The organism is Jilunia laotingensis (genome assembly GCF_014385165.1).
In the GTDB taxonomy this organism is placed as follows: domain Bacteria; phylum Bacteroidota; class Bacteroidia; order Bacteroidales; family Bacteroidaceae; genus Bacteroides; species Bacteroides laotingensis.
In genome coordinates, this window is sequence record NZ_JACRTF010000001.1 from 220,541 (window position 1) to 246,404 (window position 25,864).

Here is a 25,864-nt window from a genome sequence, read left to right on the forward strand (position 1 = left end):
TCGCAATGACAATTAATGATCGTCAAAATGGCCATCCATACTTCAATAACAGGTTGCGGGCAACCCGCGAGGCACTTTGCCGGGCTTGAATCTTCCCCCATTCACCATCCGTCCCGGCGGTTACCCATGTTCGATGCCTTGAAGGGCTTTGCCATCCTTCTGGTAGTTTATACCCATGTGCTTCAATATTCCGGCATAGGCGAATATTTCAGCAATCCTGCATTCAAATTTTCATATTCCTTCCATATGCCCCTTTTCATGACCATAAGTGGATATTTCGCCGCCTCTTCCATTCAATTGCCATTCTTCACACTACTCAAGAGGAAGAGTATGCGGCTTTTGTTGCCGTGCGTTTCTGCGGTCGTAGTTGTTCTACTTCTTAACCTGTGGCTGAAATACATACCCCGGTCGGCCTATGTCTCTTACTTTATAGGAAACCTCTGGTATCTGAAAGCTCTGTTCATTTGCTATGTGGTCGCATGGAGCAGCCTGCGCATTGCGCACAGTTTGACTGCCGCCATTGCCGGAAGTATCTTATTGAGCTCTTTTCTGCCAGGGCCTTTCTATTGGCCGTTTGTGCTGCCGTTCTTTTGGCTCGGCTACATTTGGCAGCGTCATCCCGAATGGCTAAATGTCCACAAAAGGCTAATTGGCATAAGCGCTTTTGCTGTTTTTTGTATCCTTTGGGTTTTCTGGGATGGCGAACTGACGGTTTACCGTTCAGCGTTAAAGCTCATAGACTACAAACATCTGGCATGGAAGGGTGAGAATCTGGGGCCTCATTTGCTGCGTTTGGCCATCGGGACGGCAGGAACTCTCACCACTCTGGCCGTTTTCAGCTTTTTCTACCAACGCGGTTCACGTCTTTCCCATATAGAATATTTGGGAAAGTACACTTTGGAAATTTACACATTGCACTTTATGCTCATCCATACGGGAATGTTCCGGTTTATAGAAATTCCCTACCACAAAGGCATTTATGAATTACTCTATTGTCCGGCAGTCTCCGTCCCTGTTTTTGCAATTTGCATAATCGCTGTCCGCCTCATGGCACGTAATCGTTGGCTGAACGGTGTTTTCCTGGGAAATTGGGAAATACGGGCAAGGAAAGTGCGGGAATAATGTTTTACATTCGGGCATGAATGAAACTGGCGGTATTTCCCGACACCGAGGAACGCCTTGGAGGACACCGATGAAGAGGTTCTTCCTCACCGATGAACAACCCCTTCCTCACCGAGGAAAAAACGAGTTGAGAGCGCATTGATAATCAATCGTTTAAATCACCTCATTCCGGTATGCCTGCACAATTTTCGGGAATAGCAGGCCGCAGGATTACCCCCGTGCTATGGTTGAAATATTTGACACGTAGCCTTGGGCGGCAGACCAGACTTTTCTTGCCTACAATTTAGCTTTTATTGGCTGGACATTCGAGCTTCTTGCCCTTTCTTTTCTTTGATTCCATCTTTCAGGAAGTTCTTTTTGCTCTGACGCGGTTGGGAAGATGGGTTGTTTTATCCGATATCGAGGACAGGATGCATAGATAATGCGGGGGACCATACCGGGGATTATGCCAAGGATTATATCGGGGATGCAAGGCAGTGCGTGTGGTATCATATTAAAAGAAGAACCGCAGCCTCCATTTCAAATAGGAGAACTGCGGTTCTTTTAGTTTAACTGTTCATTGGATTATCTAAATTGCCATGAACGGGTTTGGTATAAAAGGCTTTCCTCCGGGAAAGCTTTTCGGCTGTTATGACCAACCTTCACCGATAGTATTATTACCTTGGCCTTTCATTGTGCCATCACCTGCGGTAGGCCAGCTAACCTTACCACCGCTTACTGTGATAGAACCTTCATTGGTGAAAGTTCCACCCTCCTTAACACCGAATTCTGCATCTTCGGCTCCAACCAATTTGCCATCGGCATCGATCTCGACAGTATTAAAATACATCTTGGTAGGAGCAAGGACGGAAGGAATGCTAACTCCTGCAGTCAGTGTCAATGTACCGGAAATCTTAGCAGTAGCGTTATTGGCTGAGGCTGCTTCATTTACCTGAACATTATTAGAGACTGTAAACGAGCTTCCTTTTTCAAGAGTGAGCTTGTCGATCTTTACCGTTACGGCTACTACGGAAGTTGTACTTAGCTCAGAAGCGTTGACAACGATAACTGAGGCTATCGCACTGTTTAATGCCTCTGAGACATCCAACTTCGCACCGTCCAAGGTAATACCGGCACTGATATCTGAAACAGGCTCGGCAATTACACCGGTGGCTGCACTTTGAGCCATTTTCCATGCACCTCCTTGCAGTGTTATGTGGTTGATTCCCAAACTTGCTGCATTTGCAACATCATACCCGGCTTTGGTAGTGACAACAACGGTAGTGCGTCCATAGCCTACATTAGTAATGTTGTAGGCTTTAGCAGACAAGGCTGAGAATTTAGCTACATCAGCAACTTTGATAAGGGCATTGTTGGTTATTGTTGAGCTATTGTCAGATTTGCTGTCGGCACCGATTTCAATTGTTCCATTATTGGTCATAATAACTGTCTGAAGGCCATTGTTTTGAATCAGGGCATCGGCTGCATTCGTTATCGTACCAGCTACAGAGAATGTACCATTATTGACAATCGTACCCTCGTTTGTAAACGCTGTGATACCGGCTCCTGTCAATACACCGTCTGTCTCAGCTATTGTAATTGTTGCAGAGGGCTTATTAGCCACGGTTGCAGAAGCGGCAATAGCCAATGTCTTGTTAATATTGATTTCAGCGGCAACGTCATTCTCATCACCATTATCAAGATCGTTGAACGTAGTGGCTTCATCCACATTTATTGTCCCAAGATTTACAACCTTTTCCGTCAGTATGACAGTTTCACTGATATTCATCGTCCCATAATTATGGATTTCAATTGCAGGGACAGCATCAACGGTTACCGTTTTCCCGGCTTTCACACCTAAAGCACCGACTGAACTGTCAAAGGTAAGTAATCTTTCTGCCTTGTTAATTTCACTTATGCTGAAGTCCTTGTTCATGATCAATTCAGGGTTGCTCAAGTTACTGTTGGCCGAAATCGTTACAGGGAAGTTTGGCAAAGACGATACTTCGATTCCGTCTTTTTGCAATTCAAACTCGATCGTTTTTCCTAAATAAGCACCTGCATGTTTCTGTATATAGCTGATTGCATTTGCCCAATCTGTATCCGATGAAATAGCGAACGCTTCACGCTGCTTCATGTTTCCTTGGTCTCCGAATCGCATCTCCTGTAGGTTCATAGGCACGGCACTTCCACTGGCAAAAGCTACCTCGAAGGTATTTTGGTAATATCCTTCACTTGTTTCGATTTCCAATACATACGCCACCTTCTTTCCACTACATGGCACAGCCAAACAAACGGCATATTCAGTGCCATTGGTTACTGTCAACCCTTTGTTCTCCTTGCTATCATCCAAAGTCAAGGTCAGAGTCTCGACAGTTTTATTTTGGTCTACATAAATGCCGACTGCGCCATCGTCTGCATTTACAGTATTGAGCAATGTAGCCTTTGCTGTTGCGACTGCGTCTGCATCGGTAATATCTGCCTTCGCTACATTCGACAATGCTGCAAACTTAACGACACCTCCGTTTACAATCGTCCCGCTGCTTTTCTTCAGTGTTATCTTTTCAATCTTTGTGCCCTCAGGTGCATTCGTTGTCTTGAATTTGACGATCAGCGGGGATGCCAGTTTAACAAATGAGATAGGCAACTCCAAGGAATTGTCGTACACGATCCCATTAGCCGTCAGGTCGAAAATAGGAGAAATACCTGTCAGGTACTTGGCCATTTGTGAATAAGCACTCACCTTCCCGTCTCCTTTCACATAGGATTGTTCCGCTGGTATTTCCAGAGTCATTGTTTCCCGATCCGTACTTTTATTAAACTGATAATAGAAATAGTATTTACCCTTCATCACTTGGGATTGTGTGGTAAACTGAGCGCCCTCTTCCGTTGTGCCTTCTGTTGTGAAAGGTACGTTGTTCCATACTTTATTATCACCGTTCAGAGTTCCCATCTGGCTTCCATCGGCCATTGCAGCGCCAATCACGTCACTGCTTGTCCATGTATAAGAAATCTTATTGCCGGAAGCCCCCGCATCCATACGGGTATCCAGATCATTCCATACCAAATTTTCGGCAGCCAGTTTCAGATCTATGGTTTCCCGATTCATTAATTGTGGTGCCTGGCTTGTCAAATCTTCAGCCGTACAAGCTGCAAAAACAGCAGGCAGACACATCGCTGTAAATAAATGTTTTGTTTTCATACTATACTTTTGATTATACATTAGCGAACTATTCACAAATTTGTTTTTAACCTACAGGAGGTGTAAAAGGATCATCACCAGGACTGTTAACAAATCCTCTTTCTACCTCTACCTCCACGATTTCCACCTCTGGAGCCACGTAATTCATTTCCATTTCCATACTTACAATAATTTAAAAAGTTAATAATATAAATTGGTTAAATAATGACGCTTTTTGGGGAGGGGAACGCGGGATTCCATCCTCCATACGGGGGGCAAAGTAAGAAATAAATTTTCTAAATTCTTTTCATCCATATATTGCTGAATATATGATAGTTATATTTTTACTTTAATAAAAGATTGGCATATAAGACCCTATTCATGAAATCGGTGATAATATAATAAATAATTGATAACAAGCACCATAAGAATCTATCATTAACAAGGATTCAAAAAAGCTTATTGAAATGGCACTATTCTTTGACACTCCTCCAAAACATCAAAAAGAAGATAAATAGGTTGTTTTCTTAAGAATCAAAATGGAATCGTGAAATAAAAATTAAAATGAATGACACCGATCTTTGACACCAGATACAAAATAAGTTCTTTTCTTAATCAAAAAATAAGAAAAAAAGAAAAGAGAAAGTAATGTGGATTTAGGTTCAAAATATAAAAAAGAAAAGGCTGTTTCCCATGGGAAACAGCCTCTCACAATCTAGTATTAAACTGAATTATTACACTTTCATCTCAATAGTCAGCTAATACCGGATACTCTTGATGCTTTCAGATAGCTTTGTCTTTTTTCAACAAATGGACAAAGTCGGACATTAGCTCTTTACTTGATGCTTTCAGATATCTCTGAAAGGCTTGGATAGAGCGGTGTCCGGAAAGTGTCATAACATAGTTGATGGGATACCCCCTTTTATATAAATTAGTGACACAACTTCTACGAGCAGTATGGAAACTTACCATATTGTATTTTGGAGTATTTCTAATATGAGTTTCTCCACCTCTGGATTCTTTGTAACAAATAATTTCGTCAATATTACATCGTGCTGCAAGCACTTTCACTATTTTGTTAGCTTTAACACTATTAATAACAGGAAAACCAATTTGTTGATAATGTGCAATAATTGGTGCTACCTCTTTGAAAATAGGAATATTAACTAATTCTTTCGTTTTTGTCTGATACAATGAAAGCACACCTTCTTTAATAATGGCATGATTCAGCTGCTGTATATCACTGATCCTTAAAGCGGTATAACAAGCTATTACAAACATATCCCGTACCTCACGCTCTAAGTCGTTTTCAGTGAATACAGCAGCGAATTTGTGGATTTCCTTTTCACGCAAATATATTTGTTCACTTGAATCAGAAGGCAGAGTGGTCTGTACTTTCAAAAAATAATTATTAGTAGTCATTTCATTGTCATATGCCCTATGCAATAAGTTTTTTAGTACTTTGAGTGTATTGATAACTGTATTTTGAGTATAGTGAGCTTTTTTAGTACTTTTGCCAAACGCATAGCCATAAAGATAATTTGTAAAATCAATGAAAAACTTTTTATTGAAATCATCAAATGAAGTGATTGGAGTATTTCTTTGTTTGTTGAACTCTATTAACCGATTTAGAGCTGTCAGATAAGTTGTTTTGGTACTTTCAATACCACGATGTCCTTTACGATTGACGCTTTTTTCATAATCATCAATCAATCCCTTCAAACAGGTGATTGGATCTTTTATTAGTTGTCCATGGTACTGATTTTCTTTCACAACTTCCCGAATAGTGGGAGCAGATAAATATTCCCCTCGCATAGCAAGCCTTTCATCGGCCTCTATCAAAGAAAAAACAATGTCTTCTATTTGCTTATTGATATGTTTTAAACGCCGTTTTTCACGCAAATTTAAGTGATCGAACAGGTAACAACGGTGATTCCGGTGATCCCAATATTCTGGTTCGATCCGCAGTTTGGTGTATATCCGGATTCGCTTTTGGTTAATAGTAGTCACAAGCATGATTTGTGTTAATCTCTTTTCATCTCTTACTTGCTTAAGGTTGAAATTTAGCCTAAGCTTTGTTTCATCTTGTTTTTTTAACAGATTACGATTAATACCTTTCATATATATAATATTTCAATTAATAATGAAGTACAATGAGTCTCACCATTGAACAAGAACAATTTTTCTCTCTTTTAAGAGCTGGTTTATGGGGTGAAGCAGCTGATGCCTCCCTTTTTACTACTGATACCGATTGGAGATCAATTTTCACATTGGCTAACAAACAAGCGTTGCTGGGAATAGTATTTGACGGTATTCAGACACTTCCTAGGAATATACGTCCTGACCGTAAACTGTATCTACAATGGTGCAGTATCATAGAACAAATAGAACAGGAAAATTTGACTCTAAATGAGAAGCTGAAAAATATATTTTCTCTTTATAAAAACAATGGAATCATTCCGATATTGCTTAAGGGACAAGGAGTTGCACAAAATTATAGGAATCCTGAGCATCGTCAATGTGGTGATATTGATGTGTATATCAGAGGCAATCAATATAATATAGCAAATACTCTTTTGCGCGTAGAAGGAAATGATCAACTTGAAGAATGTAATAGGCATACTCACATCATCTGGCATGGAATTCATGTAGAAAACCACCGGATAATTTCTAGTTTGAATGAACCTAGAGCTAATCGCTTTTTTCAAGAAGCAATAACACAATGGTTTCCACACGGAGCATGTGAAACAAATATCAATGGGTATAAAGTATTGGTACCTCCTGTTGACTTTAATGTCGTTTATATTCTGATCCATTCCGTTCTACATTATTTAAACGAGGGAGTCGGATTACGTCAAGTATGTGATTGGGTCTGTCTATTACATGCACAACAAGAAAAATTGGATCCTCATACTATCAATGTCCTCTTACAAGGTACAGGGATGCTCAAAGCCGCGAAAGCTTTTGGAATTCTTGCCGTAACATGGTTGGGCTTTCCTGAGAAAGAACTTCCTTTTCAATTAGATGAACATGATATGAAACGGGGAAGTCTGCTGCTAGAACATATTTTTCAAAGTGGTAATTTCGGCAAATATGATCCCAATAGGAAAAAGAGACCCAAAGGATATTGGAGCGGCAAATGGAATACCTTCTCTAGTACTTGGACACGAACTCGCCAATTTGGCGATCTAGCTCCTGCGGAAGCACGATGGCGTCCACTAATGATGTTTTTGGATTTCACTAAAATGCAGATTAAAAAGAGACTATCCTAAATACAGGAAGCAGGAACCGACGTAAACTCCGCATGCGATACCATCTTTCTCCCCATTTCAGCCATCTTGGGTTCATACAATCTTGTACTGAACCGTCCGGATGATATATATAACGCAAAACGCCAATAATCTCATTTTGCCTCACTTCTTCAATACGATATATATTACCATCTCCCATCATTTTATATCTATCGCCTTCCTTACCAATAAAACGATGGATCATATAATCCTCTCTCCAACGGAAGAAAGGGCAACACCATAAACGTAATTCTTCTGTTGGATTATAAGGAACAATTTCTATCTGATCGAACCCTCCTTTGATAAAAGGATACATACTTTGCCCATCAACATGTATCTTCACAGATTGTCCATTTTTTAAAACTTCAGCAGCCTCTGTAAAGAAACTGTTTGGTACAGTTATTTTTCTCATTCTCCGAAAATTGTTTTGCAAGATAATTTGGCCGCTTCGGCATTAGGCAAGCAAGCCAAGTGATAAACCGGCACATAGCTTAATACTTTATCTAGAGTTAAACTTATATGATCGTATAAATTATCATCATATGCAAAGTCTGGAGGACAAGAAGGATGTAATGCCCCATAAGATTCCAGTATACTTAATTTTTTTATTTTATTGTAAGGAGCTTGAGACAATCGTACACATGCCACTAATGGATAGTCTTCGTTTTTATAACAGGGGGTTTTTCCACTCCACGGGCTACCGAATATACGTGGTTCATTATCTATTATACGCAAGATGGGACTATCATCATTTAAAAGAATTGAATCTACAATATTTTCTTTCCACAAACGTGTATGAGTACTTTTTCCTGTCCCACTTTCTCCGAGAAATAGCACACAACTGTTTCTATATTGAATGGTGCTAGTGTGGATAGCTATAGTTTCGTGAGGTACAGTAGCCATTCCAAAAGCAATCCAAAGGGTAAATCTCAATAAGCGTGTGGAAAAAACTGAACCCTGAAAATAGATCCGATTGCTACCGTCTTCTTGCCAAATTTGCAATGCAGATTCCCCTAATGGGGTAGTAGTGAACATATATCCACGTTCATATCGCCCGAATACATTTGATATTTCATCAATCTTGCTATTGTATTGAGGCTTTGTCATTACTGGAGCTTCCTCCGTAGTAATACTAAAAATAACCAACGGAGCATCTTCCACCGGCACTTCAAAAGGTGCAAATCCTTCTATTCTTTTTACTGCAGATATTAGCTCATCCCCTTCTATCCTTATGCGGTGTTCCGCTATCTTATAATCTTTTTCCATTTGTTTATTTGTATATTTATAATTCTATTATTCTGTCACAAAAAGTCAACGAACTTTCACGGTGGGCTATAACAATCATTGTCAACTCTTTATATCTAACTGATAATTCTTCCAATGCTAAATTTATTTCATGTTCGGTCTCATTATCCAAAGCAGAAGTAGCTTCATCAAAGAATAGTACTTCAGCGTCTTTATAAAGCGCGCGTGCAATACCTATTCTTTGTTTTTGTCCACCGGAAAGCCTGCTCCCATACTCACCCAAATAAGTATTTATTCCTTGTGGCAGCATTTCAGCCCACTCTTTCAGCTTCACTTGGCTTAAAACGCGCATTATTTTATTCCTGTCTATTTCTTTTTGTCCTAAAGCTATATTTTCGGCTAAAGAACCTTGAATAATAAATATTTCCTGAGGAACATAACCTACCAACTTGTGCCACTGCCGACGATTAACTGAAGTCAACGCCCTCTCATCAATCCATATTTCCCCAAAGGTGGGTTGCAAAAAGCCTAACAGAAGATTAAACAAAGTCGATTTACCAGACCCGCTTGACCCTCTTATTCCAATCTTTTCACCACGAGCAATGTTGAAATTTAAATTCTTCAGTATTACACCTCCATCTGGAAAGATAAATGTCAGGTTTTTTATTTTTATAGCATGTTTAAATTGAAAATCAGATTCCTGATTCATCGTTCTTTCTTCTTGTTTTTCCAATCCCTCAGCTATTGTAGTAATACTATGAGATGCATTTTGCAAGGTTGACCAACTATTCAATATTCCCCTAACGGAAGGGATCATTCGATAAGCAGCAATAGCAAATACGCCACTCATAACTCCCAGATCTCCACCACTCAATCCGATAAGTAATGCCAATCCTATGATAATCGATATTTCAGATAAGAACGATGGGAATAATTGGGTGATTTCCATCCTTAAGCGGTTTTTGGCAATCACATTCAAACCTAAGTCAAAAGAAGTAAGTAGAGATTGAAAAGCTTCGCTTATCTCCAATTCAGGATAGCCTCTAAAGGCTTCTACAACTGTACGAGACTGATTACGTCGAGCTTCAAGTTCTTCAGTCCCATAAGAACGCAAGCGCTTTTTAACAATTCTCACATACAAAATAACGATAGGTAAAAAACCAACACATAACAATATACCAGACAATGGTGCCCATATGATTAATGCGGCTATCATCATTAATAGTAATAAAGCTTCTCCTACTATTTTGAATAAAGGAGAAAGTACACAAAGGCTGAATGTATAACATATAAAATTAACCTCATGCGCCAATTGTACGCTACTCTTGCCTTTTAAGAATAAAAATCCTCTGTTATAATAATTACAGAACATTTGTCGACTAAATAGTTTGTATATATCCAGTAAAAAATGGTTTTGGAAACGGGCAAGCCTCATGACCAAAGCATTTTTTAAAAGGACAAATACAAATACTGCCACACAGAGTTGGAGTGCTTTTGTTGGATTAGAATCTTTGCCTAAAACCATTATTAAAACAGGAATCAAAGCTGCTATGCCAAAAAAATCCAATATCGAACGGGCCAATACTGAAAGTGCAACCCATCCAGCCATGCAGCGATCTTTATGAGACAATAACTTAAAAACAAGTTTAAGCATCAATGACCTTAGCCTGAATTAATTTATCAACCCATTTTTGAGCATCTTTCAAAGCCTGCTCCCGTAAAATTCCATAATTGTCTGTTAATACTTTTGCTGCATCTCCTATTTCAAACTCTTTTCCTACTAATTCTTTCCAAAGTAAAAAAGCTGTTTGATTTAATGAGATCACTTGAGTCATATCACAACCCGCCTGCCCTTGACTTACTACAAGATTTTCTCCAGCGATGCTTCTGACCTTATAATTTTCTCTTATTTTCATAAACGAACCTATATTGATTAAATAATTACATATTACACAACAGATCGCAAAGTTATAATAAAATTCATTATTACAAAATAAAATCAGAAACAAATATTTTCGATATTCATTTCTGGAATTGGAAATTATTTTTTGTATAACGTGATTACATATACATTATATTAAAGACATAATAGTACATCAAATCTATCATGATATTGATTAAAGCATATTAATTTGATATATAGTGCAATTTGATGTAGTGGAGTTGATACTGTAATTGCTCTCTAAAATCGTATTAATATGATAGAAGTTATTATCATTTTCCCTATTTATTACCGATATTCCAATTTTTCTTAGAATAAAATACAAAAAAAAGAGTTTTCTTTTTGAATTTAGAAAATTTATTTTCTTTACATAAGCAAATAATAATAAAATTATTTTTTATTTACTTATATAAAGTATAAATATATCTATATTATTATACATTTAAATGCAGCTTAAAGTATTTCTTCATAAAGATTACATATATAATGCTCAACGTAAATATACTTATCAAAAGATACCAATATCCAAATTCTCGAAATTCCAAATAGCCAATGTTGATAACACTTTGCATCCCCATATAAACAAATGCTACTTTTACATGAGGTATTCCCAATTCGTTAGCCATAATCTGGTATAAATGACAGCGATGAGGAAAGCGAATATCTTCATGAATAATTATTCTATGAATAATAGTCAATACACTATCAATTCCATAAACGGACAGGAAAACAAGCCAGGTAAAATCATTTGTTTTTACGATCAACAACCCTATCATAAAAACAATAATAAAAGCAATACCTACAGAGCCCACATCCCCTACAAAACATTTCGCTTTCTGACGGAAATTAAATAAGCAAAATACAATTACTGAACATAGTACAGTCAATATAAAAGTCTGCTCGACAAACTTAACTACAAACTCATTGATATAAGCCAAAGAAACAAGGGTAACAAGCGAGAAACCACATGTTATACCATTAATTCCATCCATAAAATTATAAGCATTAATAATGCCCACACCAATAATCAATATCGCTAAAATGCCCCATAGCGGCAATGTAAAAATATCCCATTGCATACACAGCAGAAACATCGCAGCAAAATGAAAGATTAATCGTATCGCTTGAGAGATTGGACGTATATCATCCCAAAAACTGATAAAAGTTATAAGTGTTAGCCCCAGCAGAAACCAAGGATATTGTATTGGATGAGCAATAAAAAAGAACAAAGTCCCAAAATAAAAAATAATTCCTCCACCTCTAAGCGCAACATGTTTATGCGAACTGCGTTTATCTGGTTTATCTACGATATTATATTTATACGCAAAATAAATATATAATAATTCAGTAAAAAATAACAGTATTAAAATAATAGGATAATACATTATACTTTATCAATTCGACAAACAGAAATTAATTCAAAATCATTATATCTTGAAATGATCTAATACATTCATTGGCTCCCATCCTAATTCCCGTCTCGCTTTTTCATTATTAAAAGTAAGTGATTTAGTAATTTTATGCAATGTCAAGGTATTTAGTAAAACATTACTGCCAAAACAATCTCCTATAAATGCCATACATTTAGCAACCCAATAGGGGATTGAAAACGGTAAAGGCTTCCCAAGTAATCGGCTAATTATGATTTCTAATTCTTTGAAAGTAGGCTTATAAGTATCACAAACATTATAAATTCCTCCTTTAGCTATCAAAAGAGGCACTAAATTTGCAATATCTTGTACCATTAACAGGCTTTTTTTACATTTTCCATTCGAAATACTCAGATATCTTCTCGTACGAATACCTTTTATCATATAGCCTAAAGTCCCCGGTGGATTAGGTCCAACTATCAAAGATGGACGAATAATACTCAAAACTACATTATGCTCACGACACCAATCTTTCAAATACAATTCTGCTTTTTTTTTGCTTTCCGCATATGGAGTCATTCCATTCAATGGATGCTCTTCCGTAATATCATTACCGAACTCACAGCCATATACTGCTACCGTACTAATGAAAATAAAGGCTTTCGGAATACCACTTTTCTCTAAAGCCATACATATATTTTTACTACCTTGAAAGTTTATATCAAAAAAAGCCTGTTTCTCTTCTTCTGTCTTAGGAATGCAATGGGCTTTCCCCGCTGCATGAAGAACAATATCATACGCCTCTTTAAGGCATGGAATTTCTTTAGCTAAATCAACACAATAATCATTCTGAGAAGATAATCCTAAAGTGCTTACAATGTATCTGTTCTTCAACAAAGGAAGCACATTCGTTCCCACAAACCCAAATGCGCCCGTAAATAGGAGTTTCATTATTTGAATAAAACAGTGAATTCAATTATTGAAAATATTGTCTCAATTTAGGAATCAACCTATAAAATGGATAAAATCCCCCCATTCTAATACCATTCTTCTTAAAAGCATGCATACACTCAAAATTAGCTTTGCAGATATTTTTTAAGCTATTACTTGTAACTCCTCCCAGCCTCATTTTAACAAGTGAATCTTCCAAATAAACCATAAAAATAGCATCCTTCTCAACAAAACGTAACATCAACTCAAAGTCTGCGGCTAATTTGTAACTGAGATCAAACAAACCATACTTCATATAAACTTCTCTTTTCACATAAAAAGTGGGATGAGCAGGATGCCATCCTTTACTAAAAGGTCGTTGCTTCCCCGTTATCCAATGTCGTATAATTCGATTCACATTATTTTTAGCAACGTAGTATAGATCTGCGTATACACAATCTGCATCAGGATTTTGAAGAAAACATCTCATTATTTTTTCTACAGCAGTATTCTCAGCAAATAAATCATCCGAATTAATAAATCCGATAACTTCCCCTGTTGCCATTAAGACTCCCTTATTCATCGCATCATAAAGTCCTCTATCCTTCTCACTAATCCAGCATAAACGTCCATTAAATCGAGGTTCGTATTCCTTTATCATAGACAAAGTTTCATCGCTTGACACACCGTCCACAATAATATATTCAATATTTGGGTAAGTTTGTGAAAGTACCGAACGAATCGTGGAACGAAGTGTTTTTTGGCTATTAAAAGTGACTGTGATAAGAGATATCTTCATTAGAAAAACAAATCTATTCTATCATTATTCTCCAATAATGATAGAATTCCATGATCAGGACAATTTAATACATTCTACCACCCTTATTATATCTTCATCTGTCAAAGTAGGACTTGATGGTAAACACAAACCAATATTAAAAAGGTACTCACTCGTGCCGTTCCCATAAAACGGTGCATCAGCAAACACTGGCTGCAGGTGCATGGGTTTCCATAGAGGACGAGTTTCAATATTCTCCGCATCCAATTTCAAACGAATATCTTCACGAGTTTTACCAGCAATCTCAGAATCTACTAAAATGCAAGTCAACCAAAAGTTAGAATTAAAATGATCATTAAAATTTTGCAGTACAGAAATTCCTGGAACATTTTTCAATAATTTCGTATATAATCCATGTATTTCCCTTCTCCTAGTAATGTGTTCATCAAGTACAAACATTTGCCCACGGCCAATACCCGCACAAATATTACTCATACGATAATTGTAACCAATATGAGTATGCTGATAATGAGGAGCTGCATCACGTGCTTGAGTCGCATAAAATTTCGTACGTTTTGCTTCCTCTTCTGTTCGACAAACTAAAGCACCACCACCTGAAGTTGTAATCATTTTATTGCCATTAAATGACAATGCAGCTAATTCTCCGAATGTGCCACATTTTTGCCCATCAAAAACCGCCCCTAAAGCCTCAGCCGCATCTTCTAATACAGGAATATTATAGTAATTAGCAATTTCCATAATTTGATCAATTTTAGCAGGCATACCGTAAAGATGCACAGGAATGATCACCTTGGGAAGTTTTCCGGTTTTACGTAATCTATCTTTTATGGCCTCATTTAAAAGTACAGGATCCATATTCCATGTATCTTTCTCACTATCAACAAATACAGGTTTTGCTCCCAAATAAACAATGGGATTTGCAGAAGCTGCAAAAGTAAAACTTTGGCAAATTATTTCATCACCAGGTTTTACTCCGAATAGTATCAAACCTAAATGAAGTGCTGCCGTACCTGCACTCAATGCCACTACGTGACGTTCTTCATTTAAATATTCACTTAAAGATTTCTCAAAGGCATCTACATTGGGTCCCAATGGTACTACCCAATTCGTATCAAATGCTTCTTTTATAAAGTCCTGCTCACGACCAGACATATGAGCAAGCGAAAGCCAGATTCTATTATTCATAAATTACATATTACAAATTCTTCACTACTTTACAACGATTCCCTACCGCTAATACATGATCCGGAATATCTTTTGCCACAACGGAACCAGCTCCAATCACACTCCAACAACCTATTTTAACCCCGGGAATAATAGTTGTCCCCGCACCTATCAACACACCCTCTCCTATTTCCACATTTCCACAAAGTGTGCAGTGAGGAGAGATATGCACATAGTCCCCGATTAAACTCTCATGATCTATAGAAGCCCCTGTGTTAATAATACAATGTTTTCCAATATTTACATCGGATTGTATAATTGCTCCTTGCATTACTACAGTTCCTTTATCAATGTTTGTTTTAGCGGAAATAATTGCTGAAGGATGAAAGGCCTGACCGATAGTTACTGATACAGACTCCGCTATCTTTTTACGGATATTATTATTTCCAATGCTAATAAGCAATGGTCCTTTTATTTCTGACGTATGTAAAACGGGATAATCAAAAAGATTATTAATTGTTTCATTGTCGTCAAACAGCGCTTCAATCGGTTCATTAATAGCATGCAAAATATCAATAATCACTTTAGCATGTCCACTGGCACCATATAAATACATTTTTTATCAATTAATTATTTCCAGTAAAAGGTTCCATTGTCGTGGATGCATTCGAATTAATGTCTTCACGTGCAAAGACCTTTTTTATTGTTAGAAAAGCTGTTTTCGCATCCAAAAGCAAAGAGCAATGCTCCACATACCATACATCTAGTTCAAATTTCTTTGTCCAAGAAATTGCATTACGCCCATTTACCTGTGCCCAACCTGTAATACCCGGACGAACCTCATGGCGACGAGCCTGCTCTCTGCTATAAAGAGGCAGATATTGAGGCAATAAAGGGCGAGGTCCAATTAATGCCATATCACCTTTTATGACATTTATCAACTGAGGTAATTCATCAATAGAAGTCGAACGAATAAACCGACCTATTTTAGTCAAACGTTGTTCATCAGAAAGTAAATTACCAAATGAATCACGTTCGTCAGTCATAGTTTTAAATTTAATAACTTTAAAGATTTTAGCATGTCGCCCCGGTCTTTCTTGCAAAAAAAAAGCACCAGCACCCTTGTTTGCAAAATGAAGCCCCAATCCAGTAAGTACTAATATTGGCCAAATAATTATCAATATCGCCAAGCTTATAATAAAATCTAGGAATCGTTTAAAATAATCACGATACATGAGAATGAATTGTTTTAAATACCTTCTGCAAAGTTTCTACAAATTTATCAGACAATACAGATTTGTCAAACATCTTTAACGATAATTCTCGTGCATTCCTTCCCCATTCATCCAATTGTTTTTTCTGATTCTTATACCATAACAACTTATTTGCAAAATCTGATGGATCATCCGGATCAACATAAAAGCCACAGTTATATTTTTCGACAAGATCTTTTGTCCATCCTGCAGAATTAACAATTATGGGTTTTCCTGCAGAAAGAGAATCAAACAGTTTATTAGGAGAGTTTGTATATAGAATGGGAATATTCTTAAAACAAGTCAAACTAACATCACAACAATTAACAATTTCGGAAGTAATAAATGAGTCATATTGTCCTAAGAAGAAAACATTTTTCAGTTCCAATTCTCTAACTTTACTCTGAAGAACTGGCAAAGTAGAACCATCTCCCAGTATTAAAAAATTCACTGACATTTCATCTCTTTCCTGAAGTGCTTTAGCCGTTTCAATAATGTATTCTAATCCATTAGCAATTCCCATTGAGCCAAAATGAATTACATTAAAATTATCACATTGTATACCGAATTGTTCTATTATATCAATAGATAATTCTCGTGGATAAAAAAGATCCGGTTTAGACATATTAGGTATTACACATATTTTTTTATCGGAAATCCCACATTTCAGAACTCCATCCCTCATACCGGGAGATAAAGTTATAATATATTCTGATTTTTTATATACAAACTTTTCAAATGCACGTAGTAAATATATAATAAGCTTATTTCTGATAGCTCCAACTTGGATAGGAAATTCCGGCCACAAATCTCTAACTTCAAAAACATAATTCCAACCCTTCAAAAACCTAAGATATAAAGCTACTATCCCTACTGTCAAAGGAGTAGATGTTGCAAATACTATATCAACATCTTTCTCTTTAGATGCCACCCGAATAGAATTTACCATAAACATCCAAAATGATTTTAATTTACGTAACTTCGAGAAATATTGACTATACTCATTTTTCACATAAATGACATCAATACCTTCTACGTTAATACGACCAGCATTTGGATGTTTAAAAGCATTTGTTGATGTAATCAATGTAACCTGATGCCCTTTTTCTAATAACTTCCGGGCAAACCAATAAGAACGATTAGCACCATGTTCATCAGGAGTTACAAAATATTGATGAATATATAATACTTTCATCATCCAATTTTTAAATATTCAAATCCATTTTGAATAGCTTCTGAAAGAACATTCCGGCCATCAATTATGACAGGATTCGGTTTCATTAAACGTTTTATTGCCTCCCAGCTAGGTATTCGAAATTCTTTCCATTCAGTCACATGAAATATAACATCTGCATCAATTACAGCATCATACATATTATCTGCATAACTTATTCTATCACCAACCCTTTTCTTACACTCATCCATCGCTACCGGATCATAAGCACAAACCTCACAACCCGCTTTCAGTAAGCTATCAATCAACACCAATGCTGGCGCCTCCCGCATATCATCTGTTTCCGGTTTAAATGCCAATCCCCAAATAGCTACCTTACGCCCTGCGACATCCCCATCGTATCTTTTTTTGAATTTCTCAAACAATACGTTCTTTTGTATAACATTTACCTCTTCTACAGCATTAAGAACACGCATAGTGTATCCATTTACACTTGCAGTTTTTATCAATGCCTTTACATCTTTAGGAAAACAAGATCCTCCATATCCACACCCTGAATAAAGAAATTTACTTCCGATACGGCTGTCTGTCCCTATGCCTTTGCGCACCATATTTACATCTGCTCCCACTAGCTCACAAAGATTTGCTATATCATTCATAAAGCTTATTCGAGTAGCCAACATTGAATTTGCTGCATATTTAGTCATTTCTGCAGAAGGAATGTCCATAAATATCACACGGAAATTATTCAATAACATAGGTTTATAAAGACGAGTCATTAATTCTCTAGACTTTTCCGACTCCACTCCTACTACAACCCTGTCAGGCTTCATGAAATCATCAATAGCATTGCCTTCTTTTAAGAATTCAGGATTAGAAGCAACATCGAATTCTATACTTACCCCCCTCTTATTCAATTCGGCTTGAATAACGGTTTTCATCTTTTCGGCCGTCCCCACGGGTACTGTGCTTTTAGTCACGACAAGAAGATACTTATTCATGTTCCATCCTATTGTCTTTGCAACTTCAAGCACATATTTTAAGTCTGCGCTACCATCCTCACAGGGAGGAGTTCCTACTGCAATAAATATAACTTCTACCTGATTTAATATAGATGCCAAATCCGTTTCAAACTCCAATCGGCCTGCTTTTACATTACGAACAACCATACTTGCCAAATTTGGCTCATATATTGGAATTATTCCAGCCTTCAATTTTTCTATCTTATCTATGTCAACATCTACACATATCACATTTGCACCCAGCTCTGCAAAGCATGTTCCAGAAACAAGACCCACGTATCCTGTACCAACAATAGCTATATTCATTTGTATCTAATTATAAAAAGTCTACGATAAGGAGCTAAAACTCTATTAATGCCAAAAAGGATATTGGTTTTATGAAACCGACGAATAAATAAGCTCAAAAAAGCCAATGATAAATTGAAAGATATTTTTATATCTTCTTTAAAATTCCGCTTTTGACGGGATAAAGAATCTGATCTTACTCTTCTATAGTAAATGGAATGCTCATCCGCAATAATCACTTTTTCTATCTTATCTGAAATTAAAAACATAAAAAGAGCATCTTCTCCATTTTTAAATTTAACATTAAAACGAGAATCACCAATTACGGATCTAGGAATTAATTTACAACAACTAGATGAAAAGAAACGTCTGACCAAAAATTTGTTGCAAGAAAATCCATACTTCTTTAACCTCGCATAAGTATATGCGATATAATCATCTTTGGTATTCTCCAAACGATCGACAAATGCACGTACGTTACTTACCACAATAGATTTATTCTCTATTAATGAAATCATATTTTCTAAATATGTTTGAGATACTATATCATCATCATCTACAAAACAAATATATTTCCCCCTTGCATAATCTAAAGCAATATTACGTGCATTAGAAACTCCCGGTTCCATGCTATAAAAAAGTTTAAATTGCAAACCTTTGGCTTGATTTAAAATATCTAATGCATAACTAATATAAGAATAATCACATCCATTTACAACAACAATAACTTCAATTTTCTCTTTTGCAAATGTTTGTGTGTATATTGAAGAGATACAATCTCCAAAATAGCTACTAGGTTTATAAGAAGGAATTATAACAGATATATCAATCATAAAATAGCAAATTATTCTTTTGCATAAGGAGAATACCTATAATTAAATGCAGCTCGTTCTTTATATGAAGGCAAATCGCCATTTATAAAATATGAAAAATAATTAGTATAGGGTATATAACGTTCATCAGCAAATATTTTAGTATTTGCAATAAAGGCTAATAACAAAAGATAAAAAGCATATATTGTTCTAGATCTCTTAGAGAAAGCATTAATCAAAAATGAGATTGAAATGCAATAGAATAATGATAAGAAAAGCTGAAATCTAGAAAATATCTCAATAGTAGTTGAAAGTCGATAAAGAATTAAATAACAAATTGAACAATTAAATATAAATGTCCCAAAGGGCATTGACTCTATCAGCTTCCTTTTCCATAAAAGTAATACAAAAAATAAAATATGAAAAAGCATGCCCAAAGACAATAATCGTCCTTCGGCAGCTTCATTATGTTCTACTACATAAGCATTGATTTTATAGGCAATATAAGGGATATTTCCAAATAACAAATCTATAACTTTAATTAGAGGTTCTCTGTTTGCAAAGACAAGATTAAACAATACAAAATATATTATATACACATTCGTTCTCACTCTGCTATTTCCAATAAAATAAAACAAAAGAAAAATCAAAGAAGAAACATGAAAAGATGCAGCAAGAAAAATCATAAAAAAATATTTACCTTTTTCCCTTTCAAGAATATATTTTATACTACAAATAAAAACTGTGATAGCCAACAAATTTCTCATTGGATTATCTATAAACAGATAAATTCCAAACCAAGGAATAAAAAAAGTAAGAGATAAATAAAAATATTTTCCAGAGTAATAAATAAGCTTTTTAATAAATATGACATAACAAATAACTTTCGTAAATATGAAAAACGGCCAAAATCCTATGCCAAACATTTTAAAAAGTAACATATAAATATAATAACCTGGTTCCGCATAGTAATCAAAAAACAAATTGGAAAAATCTATCTTTTCATACATTGGTTCATAGCTTCTCCAATCAGTTCCAGTCATATATCCACTACAAAGGAAAACACCCAATAAAAACAAAAAAAGGAACTTCCACTGCTTGTTTACACGCAACTGCGTTGAAAACTGGGATAAAAAGCTAAATACAAAGGCTGATATGTATAAAATCATATTATCAAAATACAATAGTTTTCCATATATAAATAAATGTACAAACTAAAAGCATTTCATACTACATCACTATCGAGCAAATCGATAAAAGAGCGAGCAATATTAATGGGAGCAAATTCCTTATTAACGGGAAATCGACGTTCTGAAAAATTTATTATTAAATTTATTGATTTCACTATTGTCTCAAAATTATTTCTCAAGACCAAACACCTATCAAATTTTTTCAAAAAAATAGATATTGCGTCATTATCATCCTCTACTAAACATAAAATAGGTTTAGTCGTCCCCATATAATCATATAATTTGCCAGGTATTTGAGTTGCTCCTTTTTTATTAGACAAATAAAGCAGCATTGAAGAAGAATCATACACGTTTTGCATTTCCTCAAAATCAACACTACCATAAACATTTGCAGAAGAATAATCTTTCAATTTTCTCAAGTCTTTTTCTGAAAAGTTCCCATACAAATCAATTACGATTCTATGTCTTAATCTCATAGACACCTTATCTAAAGCATCCAACAAGTAAAATATATTCCTGCCTGATGATATTAATCCCGTATATGCAATATGTAAAATGTTGTCGTCATTCAACTTACATTGCGATTTATCTTCTATATAATATCCGCGTGGAATATAAAATATTTTACTTTTCAAACTACTATATTTATTTGCCATTACGTCTTTTGTAACAGAGGAAACATAAACTATTTTATCTCCTTTAGTCAAAATTTTCTTTTCATAATATGCAGTAATAAACTTCATGAAAGTAAAAGTATTAACATCTGAACTCCACGGATCTCCCCATATCTGTATCCATCTAATATTCGGAAATCTACGTTTCAATGACAACCCAATAAAATGAGATGATTTAAGATCCGAAGATGTAATAATACAATCATAATTTTCAACGGCTTTATAATTCAATAATCGAGGCCACTGATAACATTCATCTGGAAAAAATAAAATTTGTTTTAATACTCTTTTCAGAGCAAGTACAAAAGTATTGTCACTACGTTTTAAAGTGCTTTTAACTCCAGCTATCATTTTAAGATTCGGTAATTCGGAATAATAAATATTTCCTATATTTTCCTTTACAAAATATGAAGAAAGGAGTTCATCCGGCCATTTTACTGTATATACATCAACATTATATCCTAATTCTAGTAATCCTTTAACTAATGAATTATTCCTGATTGAGGCTGAGTTATTTTTCAACAAATAGCTAGTAGTTACATATAATATATTTTTCATTTCCTATTTATTATTTAATTCTCTTCTTATATAAGGATTATGAATCGTATTATATTGTGAACCTTTCTCAAAAGACATATCTTTAAACATATACTAAATGCAAACACTATTCCATAAAGGAACAAATACAATATACTTTCTAAAAATATTAATTTGCCGAATTCGACATTTTGAAGAGTACTAATAGAGATTATATTTGTACTATCTTTTTTATTATCCTATCACAAGCCGATCCATCTCCATAAGGATTCACAGCCTTACTCATTTCTTCATAATATGCCACATTATCCAACAAGGCAGAAACTTCATTTATAATCATATCATAATTTGTACCTACCAATTTCACTGTCCCTGCTTCCAGTGCTTCCGGACGCTCAGTTGTATCCCGCATTACAAGTACAGGTTTTCCAAGTCCTGGAGCCTCTTCCTGAATACCTCCACTATCTGTCAATACAATTGTCGATTTTTCCATAAGATACACAAAGGATAGATATTCCAATGGTTCAATAAAGAACATATTAGCCAACTTTGACAAATTATCTCCAAAAACTTCATGAATCGGCTTACGAACATTAGGATTTAAATGCATTGGATAGACAAAATCGACCTCTGGGTATTGCAATGTAAGAGTCTTTATAGCCTGACACATGGAGATGAATCCATCTCCAAAATTTTCACGACGGTGACCGGTTATCAAAACCAGCTTTTTCCCATCCAATAATCGGTCTATATCATATCCTGAAGATATCAAAATACCTTTTAATTCTTTATTAAGTTCTCTACTGCCCTTTATTTTATCCACTACCATGTAAAGAGCATCAATTACAGTATTACCTGTTACAGTAATGGCAGAATCTTTTATCCCTTCATCCAACAAATTCTGCCGACTCAGCTGAGTTGGAGAGAAATGATAAGAAGCAATGCGTCCCGTAATTAATCTATTCATTTCTTCCGGCCAAGGACTGTAAATATTATGGGTACGAAGCCCAGCTTCCACATGTCCAACAGGAATCTGCTGATAAAAAGCCGCTAAAGCCGATGCTGTAGAAGTTGTAGTGTCACCATGAACCAGAACAATATCAGGTTGTACTTCTTTCAATACATCGCGCATTCCATTCAAAACACGGGTCGTCACATCATACAAATCTTGTCCTTGTTTCATGATGTCCAAGTCATAATCTGGTATTATATCAAAAATACGAAGCACTTGGTCAAGCATTTCACGATGCTGACCAGTAACACATACGATAGTTTGGAATTCTTTCTGATATTTCTGAAACTCTTTCACTAAAGGAGCCATCTTAATGGCTTCGGGACGAGTACCGAAGACCAACATCACTCTTTTCATAACTACTGCTTAATTATTTCTTATATATACCACAGAAATCAAGAATTACTTTCTTATTATCATAAGGAAGAGACTTGAATGGAGTATGTGCAACCAAAAGCACTACAATATCTGCTTTTGCGTAAGCCTCTTGATAATCAGTAAGCTTAAACACATTATGCTCTTTTACATTAGGCTCGACTATTAAAATATCCGCATTGTTGCAACTTTGCATTACCTTAGTGGTGATGTATTTTGCAGGAGCCTCACGCAAATCATCAATATCCGGTTTGAATGCTAACCCCATCATTGCTATGGTAGGTTTACGGTGATGTGCCAATTCAAACTTCAACATTGCATTTTCAACCTTCTCCACACACCAAAAAGCCTTATAATTATTAATCTCACGGGCAGTAGCTATGATTTTTGACTCCATTGGAAAATCAGCTGTAATAAAATAAGGGTCTACCGCAATACAGTGACCACCCACTCCACAACCCGGCTGAAGGATATTCACCCGAGGGTGTTTATTGGCCAATTTGATTAGTTCCCAGACATTAATCCCCGCTTTATCACAAATCAAAGAGAGTTCATTTGCAAAAGCTATTTGTACATCCCGAGACGAATTCTCCGTTAATTTGCACATTTCAGCGGTTTTACAATTAGTACGATGAAGTGTGCCTTGCACGAATTTACTATAAAACTCTATAGCTTTATCCGTAGAAGCTTCATTCATACCACCAACCACACGGTCATTATGTACCAATTCGTAAATAACATTTCCAGGAAGAACACGTTCCGGACAATAAGCGATGTAAAGTTTATCTTTCAGATCTGGGCGTAAATCAAATATCAATTCTGCCATTTTATCAGTTGTACCCACAGGAGAAGTTGACTCTATCACATACAAATCTCCCTCTTTCAGCAAAGGAATAACGGCACGAGTAGCTGCTTCTACATAAGATGTGTCAGGTTCATGATTCCCCTTAAAAGGAGTTGGTACTACCATAAAATAAGCATCACTATTTTCCGGTTTTGTAGAAGCCTTTAATTGACCATTGGATACCACTTCTTGAAGAAGTTCCGGCATACCAGGTTCAATTATATGCAGTTTCCCTTGATTGGTCATTTCCACAACTTTGGGATTTATATCAACACCAATAATTTCTATGCCGTGTTTAGCAGCGATAATGGCTGTAGGCAGGCCAATATAGCCCAAACCCATAAAACATGCTCTCATATTTAAAGTTTAATTAAATTTAAATTCATCTTCAAAACCATATAACTCTCTATTAGCAATCATAAAAGCCTTTGAGTCAAAAAGTATATTCAAGTCCATAAAACAAGTATCCTTTTTCAATCTTTCAATAAATTTGTCATCATATCTTCAATCTTTTGAGAAGAAACCATGCCTTCAATAATATCTCTATTAACTTTTTTTTGATCAATATTTAAAGGAAATAAAGCATCAGACGAAATCAAATCCTTCTCAAACGAATAAACAAAGCAACCAAGATCTTTATAATATCGCAATAGATTATTATCCTCACGTAAAAACACCTTGCTCCCACTGCGCAATAAATAACCAATGTTTCCACCTGCTTCCTGTCTTCGATGCCCCATCACCGCATATTGGCAAGTATTTACAATATCATAATAAGTGTTTATTGGCAAATATTCTTTTAAAAGAAAATAATCTTCTTTCAGAAATAATTTTTCTATTTCTTTTTCAATCAAAGTTATATGAGGTGAAGGACCATAACTTAAAGGAAGTATTATTCTAGAATTATTTACACCAAGCTTGCTTAGTTTATTTAACACCGTTAAATGATTGCCCGTATATGAAGCCGAATTATTTACTAATATATTGCTAAAATCACTTCCACTATCAAACAATTTATCATTAGGTTTTTTCAAAGTATTCACATAATAGAATAGTTTGAACTTAGCATTCGTTTTTATATTATCACATAGAATTTCATAATCATAATAATTCCAAAAACAAAAATAATTTAATTGTGAACAAAAAGCATCTACGTAATTATATCGCCCTAAAAGTAATTTCACATATTTATGAATAAAACAATCTCGCCCTTTTACATTATAATCATACAAATGGTATTTACCCTTTATTTCTAAATAATTATATAAATCTGCTCCATAGAATATCCAATATAAATTATTTACAAATCCCTTCTTCTTTAACTCTAATGCCCTAATAGCAGAGTTTTCCGTTAGATAATGCACTATAACATTAACATTGCAAGTTTTATCGATAAGATATTTACCAATAATTTTCAACCAATCAAGCTGTGAAAAAGGAAGGAATATTACATTATCTCTTTGGTTAACATATTTTTTATCAGTTTCATTTGTATCAACAACAAATAAATTTTTATTGGGATAAAATCTTTCAAATATTTCAAATGAAGAATTTATAAACTTTTCATCTCTAACCAAATGAATATTGAACATTGTGCAGTATTTGAACCAAATAAGCCCATAACATAGCTAATGAACTATTTTATGCATCTTGGGCTATCTTCT

Annotated in this window: 22 protein-coding genes; 2 read left to right on the forward strand and 20 right to left on the reverse strand. The window is 35.5% G+C overall.

The annotated features are described in order from the left end of the window. Window positions 1–15: 15 nt before the first annotated feature. On the forward strand, window positions 16–1,122 hold the full coding sequence (locus tag H8744_RS01020; protein ID WP_262433057.1) for an acyltransferase family protein: 1,107 nt from the start codon (window positions 16–18) through the stop codon (window positions 1,120–1,122). Window positions 1,123–1,750: 628 nt separating this feature from the next. Here H8744_RS01020 and H8744_RS01025 read toward each other — a convergent pair. Continuing rightward, a complete protein-coding gene (locus tag H8744_RS01025; RefSeq protein WP_262433058.1) occupies window positions 1,751–4,303 on the reverse strand; it encodes an autotransporter outer membrane beta-barrel domain-containing protein in 2,553 nt (850 codons plus the stop codon). Window positions 4,304–5,065: 762 nt separating this feature from the next. Continuing rightward, window positions 5,066–6,403 (reverse strand): tyrosine-type recombinase/integrase, encoded by a 1,338-nt coding sequence (locus H8744_RS01030; RefSeq protein ID WP_262433059.1) that lies wholly within the window; start codon window positions 6,401–6,403, stop codon window positions 5,066–5,068. A 32-nt stretch (window positions 6,404–6,435) separates the two neighbouring features. Between H8744_RS01030 and H8744_RS01035 the strand changes: the two genes are divergently transcribed. Beyond that, window positions 6,436–7,554 (forward strand): nucleotidyltransferase domain-containing protein, encoded by a 1,119-nt coding sequence (locus tag H8744_RS01035; protein ID WP_262433060.1) that lies wholly within the window; start codon window positions 6,436–6,438, stop codon window positions 7,552–7,554. On the opposite strand, the gene H8744_RS01040 is transcribed toward H8744_RS01035, so the two are convergent. The 18 genes from H8744_RS01040 to H8744_RS01125 all read right to left on the reverse strand — a co-directional run bounded on the left by H8744_RS01040 (window position 7,535) and on the right by H8744_RS01125 (window position 25,792). Next, entirely contained in the window at window positions 7,535–7,984 is a 450-nt protein-coding gene (locus tag H8744_RS01040) for a hypothetical protein (protein WP_262433061.1), read from the reverse strand. The genes H8744_RS01035 and H8744_RS01040 overlap by 20 nt on opposite strands. Continuing rightward, window positions 7,981–8,838 carry a hypothetical protein gene (locus H8744_RS01045; protein WP_262433062.1) on the reverse strand — a complete coding sequence of 286 codons (858 nt, stop codon included), beginning with the start codon at window positions 8,836–8,838 and terminating at the stop codon, window positions 7,981–7,983. Before H8744_RS01045 ends, H8744_RS01040 begins: the two co-directional genes overlap by 4 nt. Before the next feature lie 16 nt (window positions 8,839–8,854). Next, complete coding sequence (locus tag H8744_RS01050) at window positions 8,855–10,426, reverse strand: ABC transporter ATP-binding protein (protein ID WP_262433063.1); 1,572 nt, start codon at window positions 10,424–10,426, stop codon at window positions 8,855–8,857. A 37-nt stretch (window positions 10,427–10,463) separates the two neighbouring features. Then, on the reverse strand, window positions 10,464–10,733 hold the full coding sequence (locus H8744_RS01055; RefSeq protein WP_262433064.1) for a PqqD family protein: 270 nt from the start codon (window positions 10,731–10,733) through the stop codon (window positions 10,464–10,466). Between the two features lie 460 nt (window positions 10,734–11,193). Next, window positions 11,194–12,144 carry an MraY family glycosyltransferase gene (locus tag H8744_RS01060; RefSeq protein ID WP_262433065.1) on the reverse strand — a complete coding sequence of 317 codons (951 nt, stop codon included), beginning with the start codon at window positions 12,142–12,144 and terminating at the stop codon, window positions 11,194–11,196. Between the two features lie 42 nt (window positions 12,145–12,186). Further along, entirely contained in the window at window positions 12,187–13,080 is an 894-nt protein-coding gene (locus H8744_RS01065; RefSeq protein ID WP_262433066.1) for an NAD-dependent epimerase/dehydratase family protein, read from the reverse strand. A 25-nt stretch (window positions 13,081–13,105) separates the two neighbouring features. Next, the gene (locus H8744_RS01070) at window positions 13,106–13,858 is read right to left on the reverse strand and encodes a glycosyltransferase family 2 protein (RefSeq protein WP_262433067.1); all 753 of its coding nucleotides are present in this window, start codon (window positions 13,856–13,858) and stop codon (window positions 13,106–13,108) included. Between the two features lie 54 nt (window positions 13,859–13,912). Then, window positions 13,913–15,043 (reverse strand): DegT/DnrJ/EryC1/StrS family aminotransferase, encoded by a 1,131-nt coding sequence (locus tag H8744_RS01075; RefSeq protein WP_262433068.1) that lies wholly within the window; start codon window positions 15,041–15,043, stop codon window positions 13,913–13,915. A 10-nt stretch (window positions 15,044–15,053) separates the two neighbouring features. Further along, window positions 15,054–15,638, reverse strand: coding sequence for an acetyltransferase (locus tag H8744_RS01080; protein ID WP_262433069.1), 585 nt, complete (start codon window positions 15,636–15,638; stop codon window positions 15,054–15,056). A gap of 10 nt (window positions 15,639–15,648) precedes the next feature. Continuing rightward, window positions 15,649–16,257 (reverse strand): sugar transferase, encoded by a 609-nt coding sequence (locus tag H8744_RS01085; protein ID WP_262433070.1) that lies wholly within the window; start codon window positions 16,255–16,257, stop codon window positions 15,649–15,651. Next, the gene (locus H8744_RS01090) at window positions 16,247–17,473 is read right to left on the reverse strand and encodes a glycosyltransferase family 4 protein (protein WP_262433071.1); all 1,227 of its coding nucleotides are present in this window, start codon (window positions 17,471–17,473) and stop codon (window positions 16,247–16,249) included. The genes H8744_RS01085 and H8744_RS01090 overlap by 11 nt, the downstream gene beginning before the upstream one ends. Continuing rightward, window positions 17,470–18,777, reverse strand: coding sequence for a UDP-glucose dehydrogenase family protein (locus H8744_RS01095; protein WP_262433072.1), 1,308 nt, complete (start codon window positions 18,775–18,777; stop codon window positions 17,470–17,472). The genes H8744_RS01090 and H8744_RS01095 overlap by 4 nt, the downstream gene beginning before the upstream one ends. Further along, window positions 18,774–19,589, reverse strand: coding sequence for a glycosyltransferase family 2 protein (locus H8744_RS01100; protein ID WP_262433073.1), 816 nt, complete (start codon window positions 19,587–19,589; stop codon window positions 18,774–18,776). Before H8744_RS01100 ends, H8744_RS01095 begins: the two co-directional genes overlap by 4 nt. Window positions 19,590–19,600: 11 nt before the next feature. Then, window positions 19,601–20,737 (reverse strand): EpsG family protein, encoded by a 1,137-nt coding sequence (locus H8744_RS01105; protein ID WP_262433074.1) that lies wholly within the window; start codon window positions 20,735–20,737, stop codon window positions 19,601–19,603. A 56-nt stretch (window positions 20,738–20,793) separates the two neighbouring features. Then, entirely contained in the window at window positions 20,794–21,990 is a 1,197-nt protein-coding gene (locus tag H8744_RS01110; protein ID WP_262433075.1) for a glycosyltransferase family protein, read from the reverse strand. A gap of 190 nt (window positions 21,991–22,180) precedes the next feature. Further along, entirely contained in the window at window positions 22,181–23,338 is a 1,158-nt protein-coding gene (gene wecB / locus H8744_RS01115; RefSeq protein WP_262433076.1) for a non-hydrolyzing UDP-N-acetylglucosamine 2-epimerase, read from the reverse strand. A 13-nt stretch (window positions 23,339–23,351) separates the two neighbouring features. Then, window positions 23,352–24,557, reverse strand: a complete 1,206-nt coding sequence (wecC, locus tag H8744_RS01120) for a UDP-N-acetyl-D-mannosamine dehydrogenase (RefSeq protein ID WP_262433077.1) — start codon at window positions 24,555–24,557, stop codon at window positions 23,352–23,354. 116 nt (window positions 24,558–24,673) lie between these two features. Next, window positions 24,674–25,792: a TDP-N-acetylfucosamine:lipid II N-acetylfucosaminyltransferase family protein gene (locus tag H8744_RS01125; protein ID WP_262433078.1), complete on the reverse strand. Its 1,119-nt coding sequence runs from the start codon at window positions 25,790–25,792 to the stop codon at window positions 24,674–24,676. Window positions 25,793–25,864 lie beyond the last annotated feature (72 nt).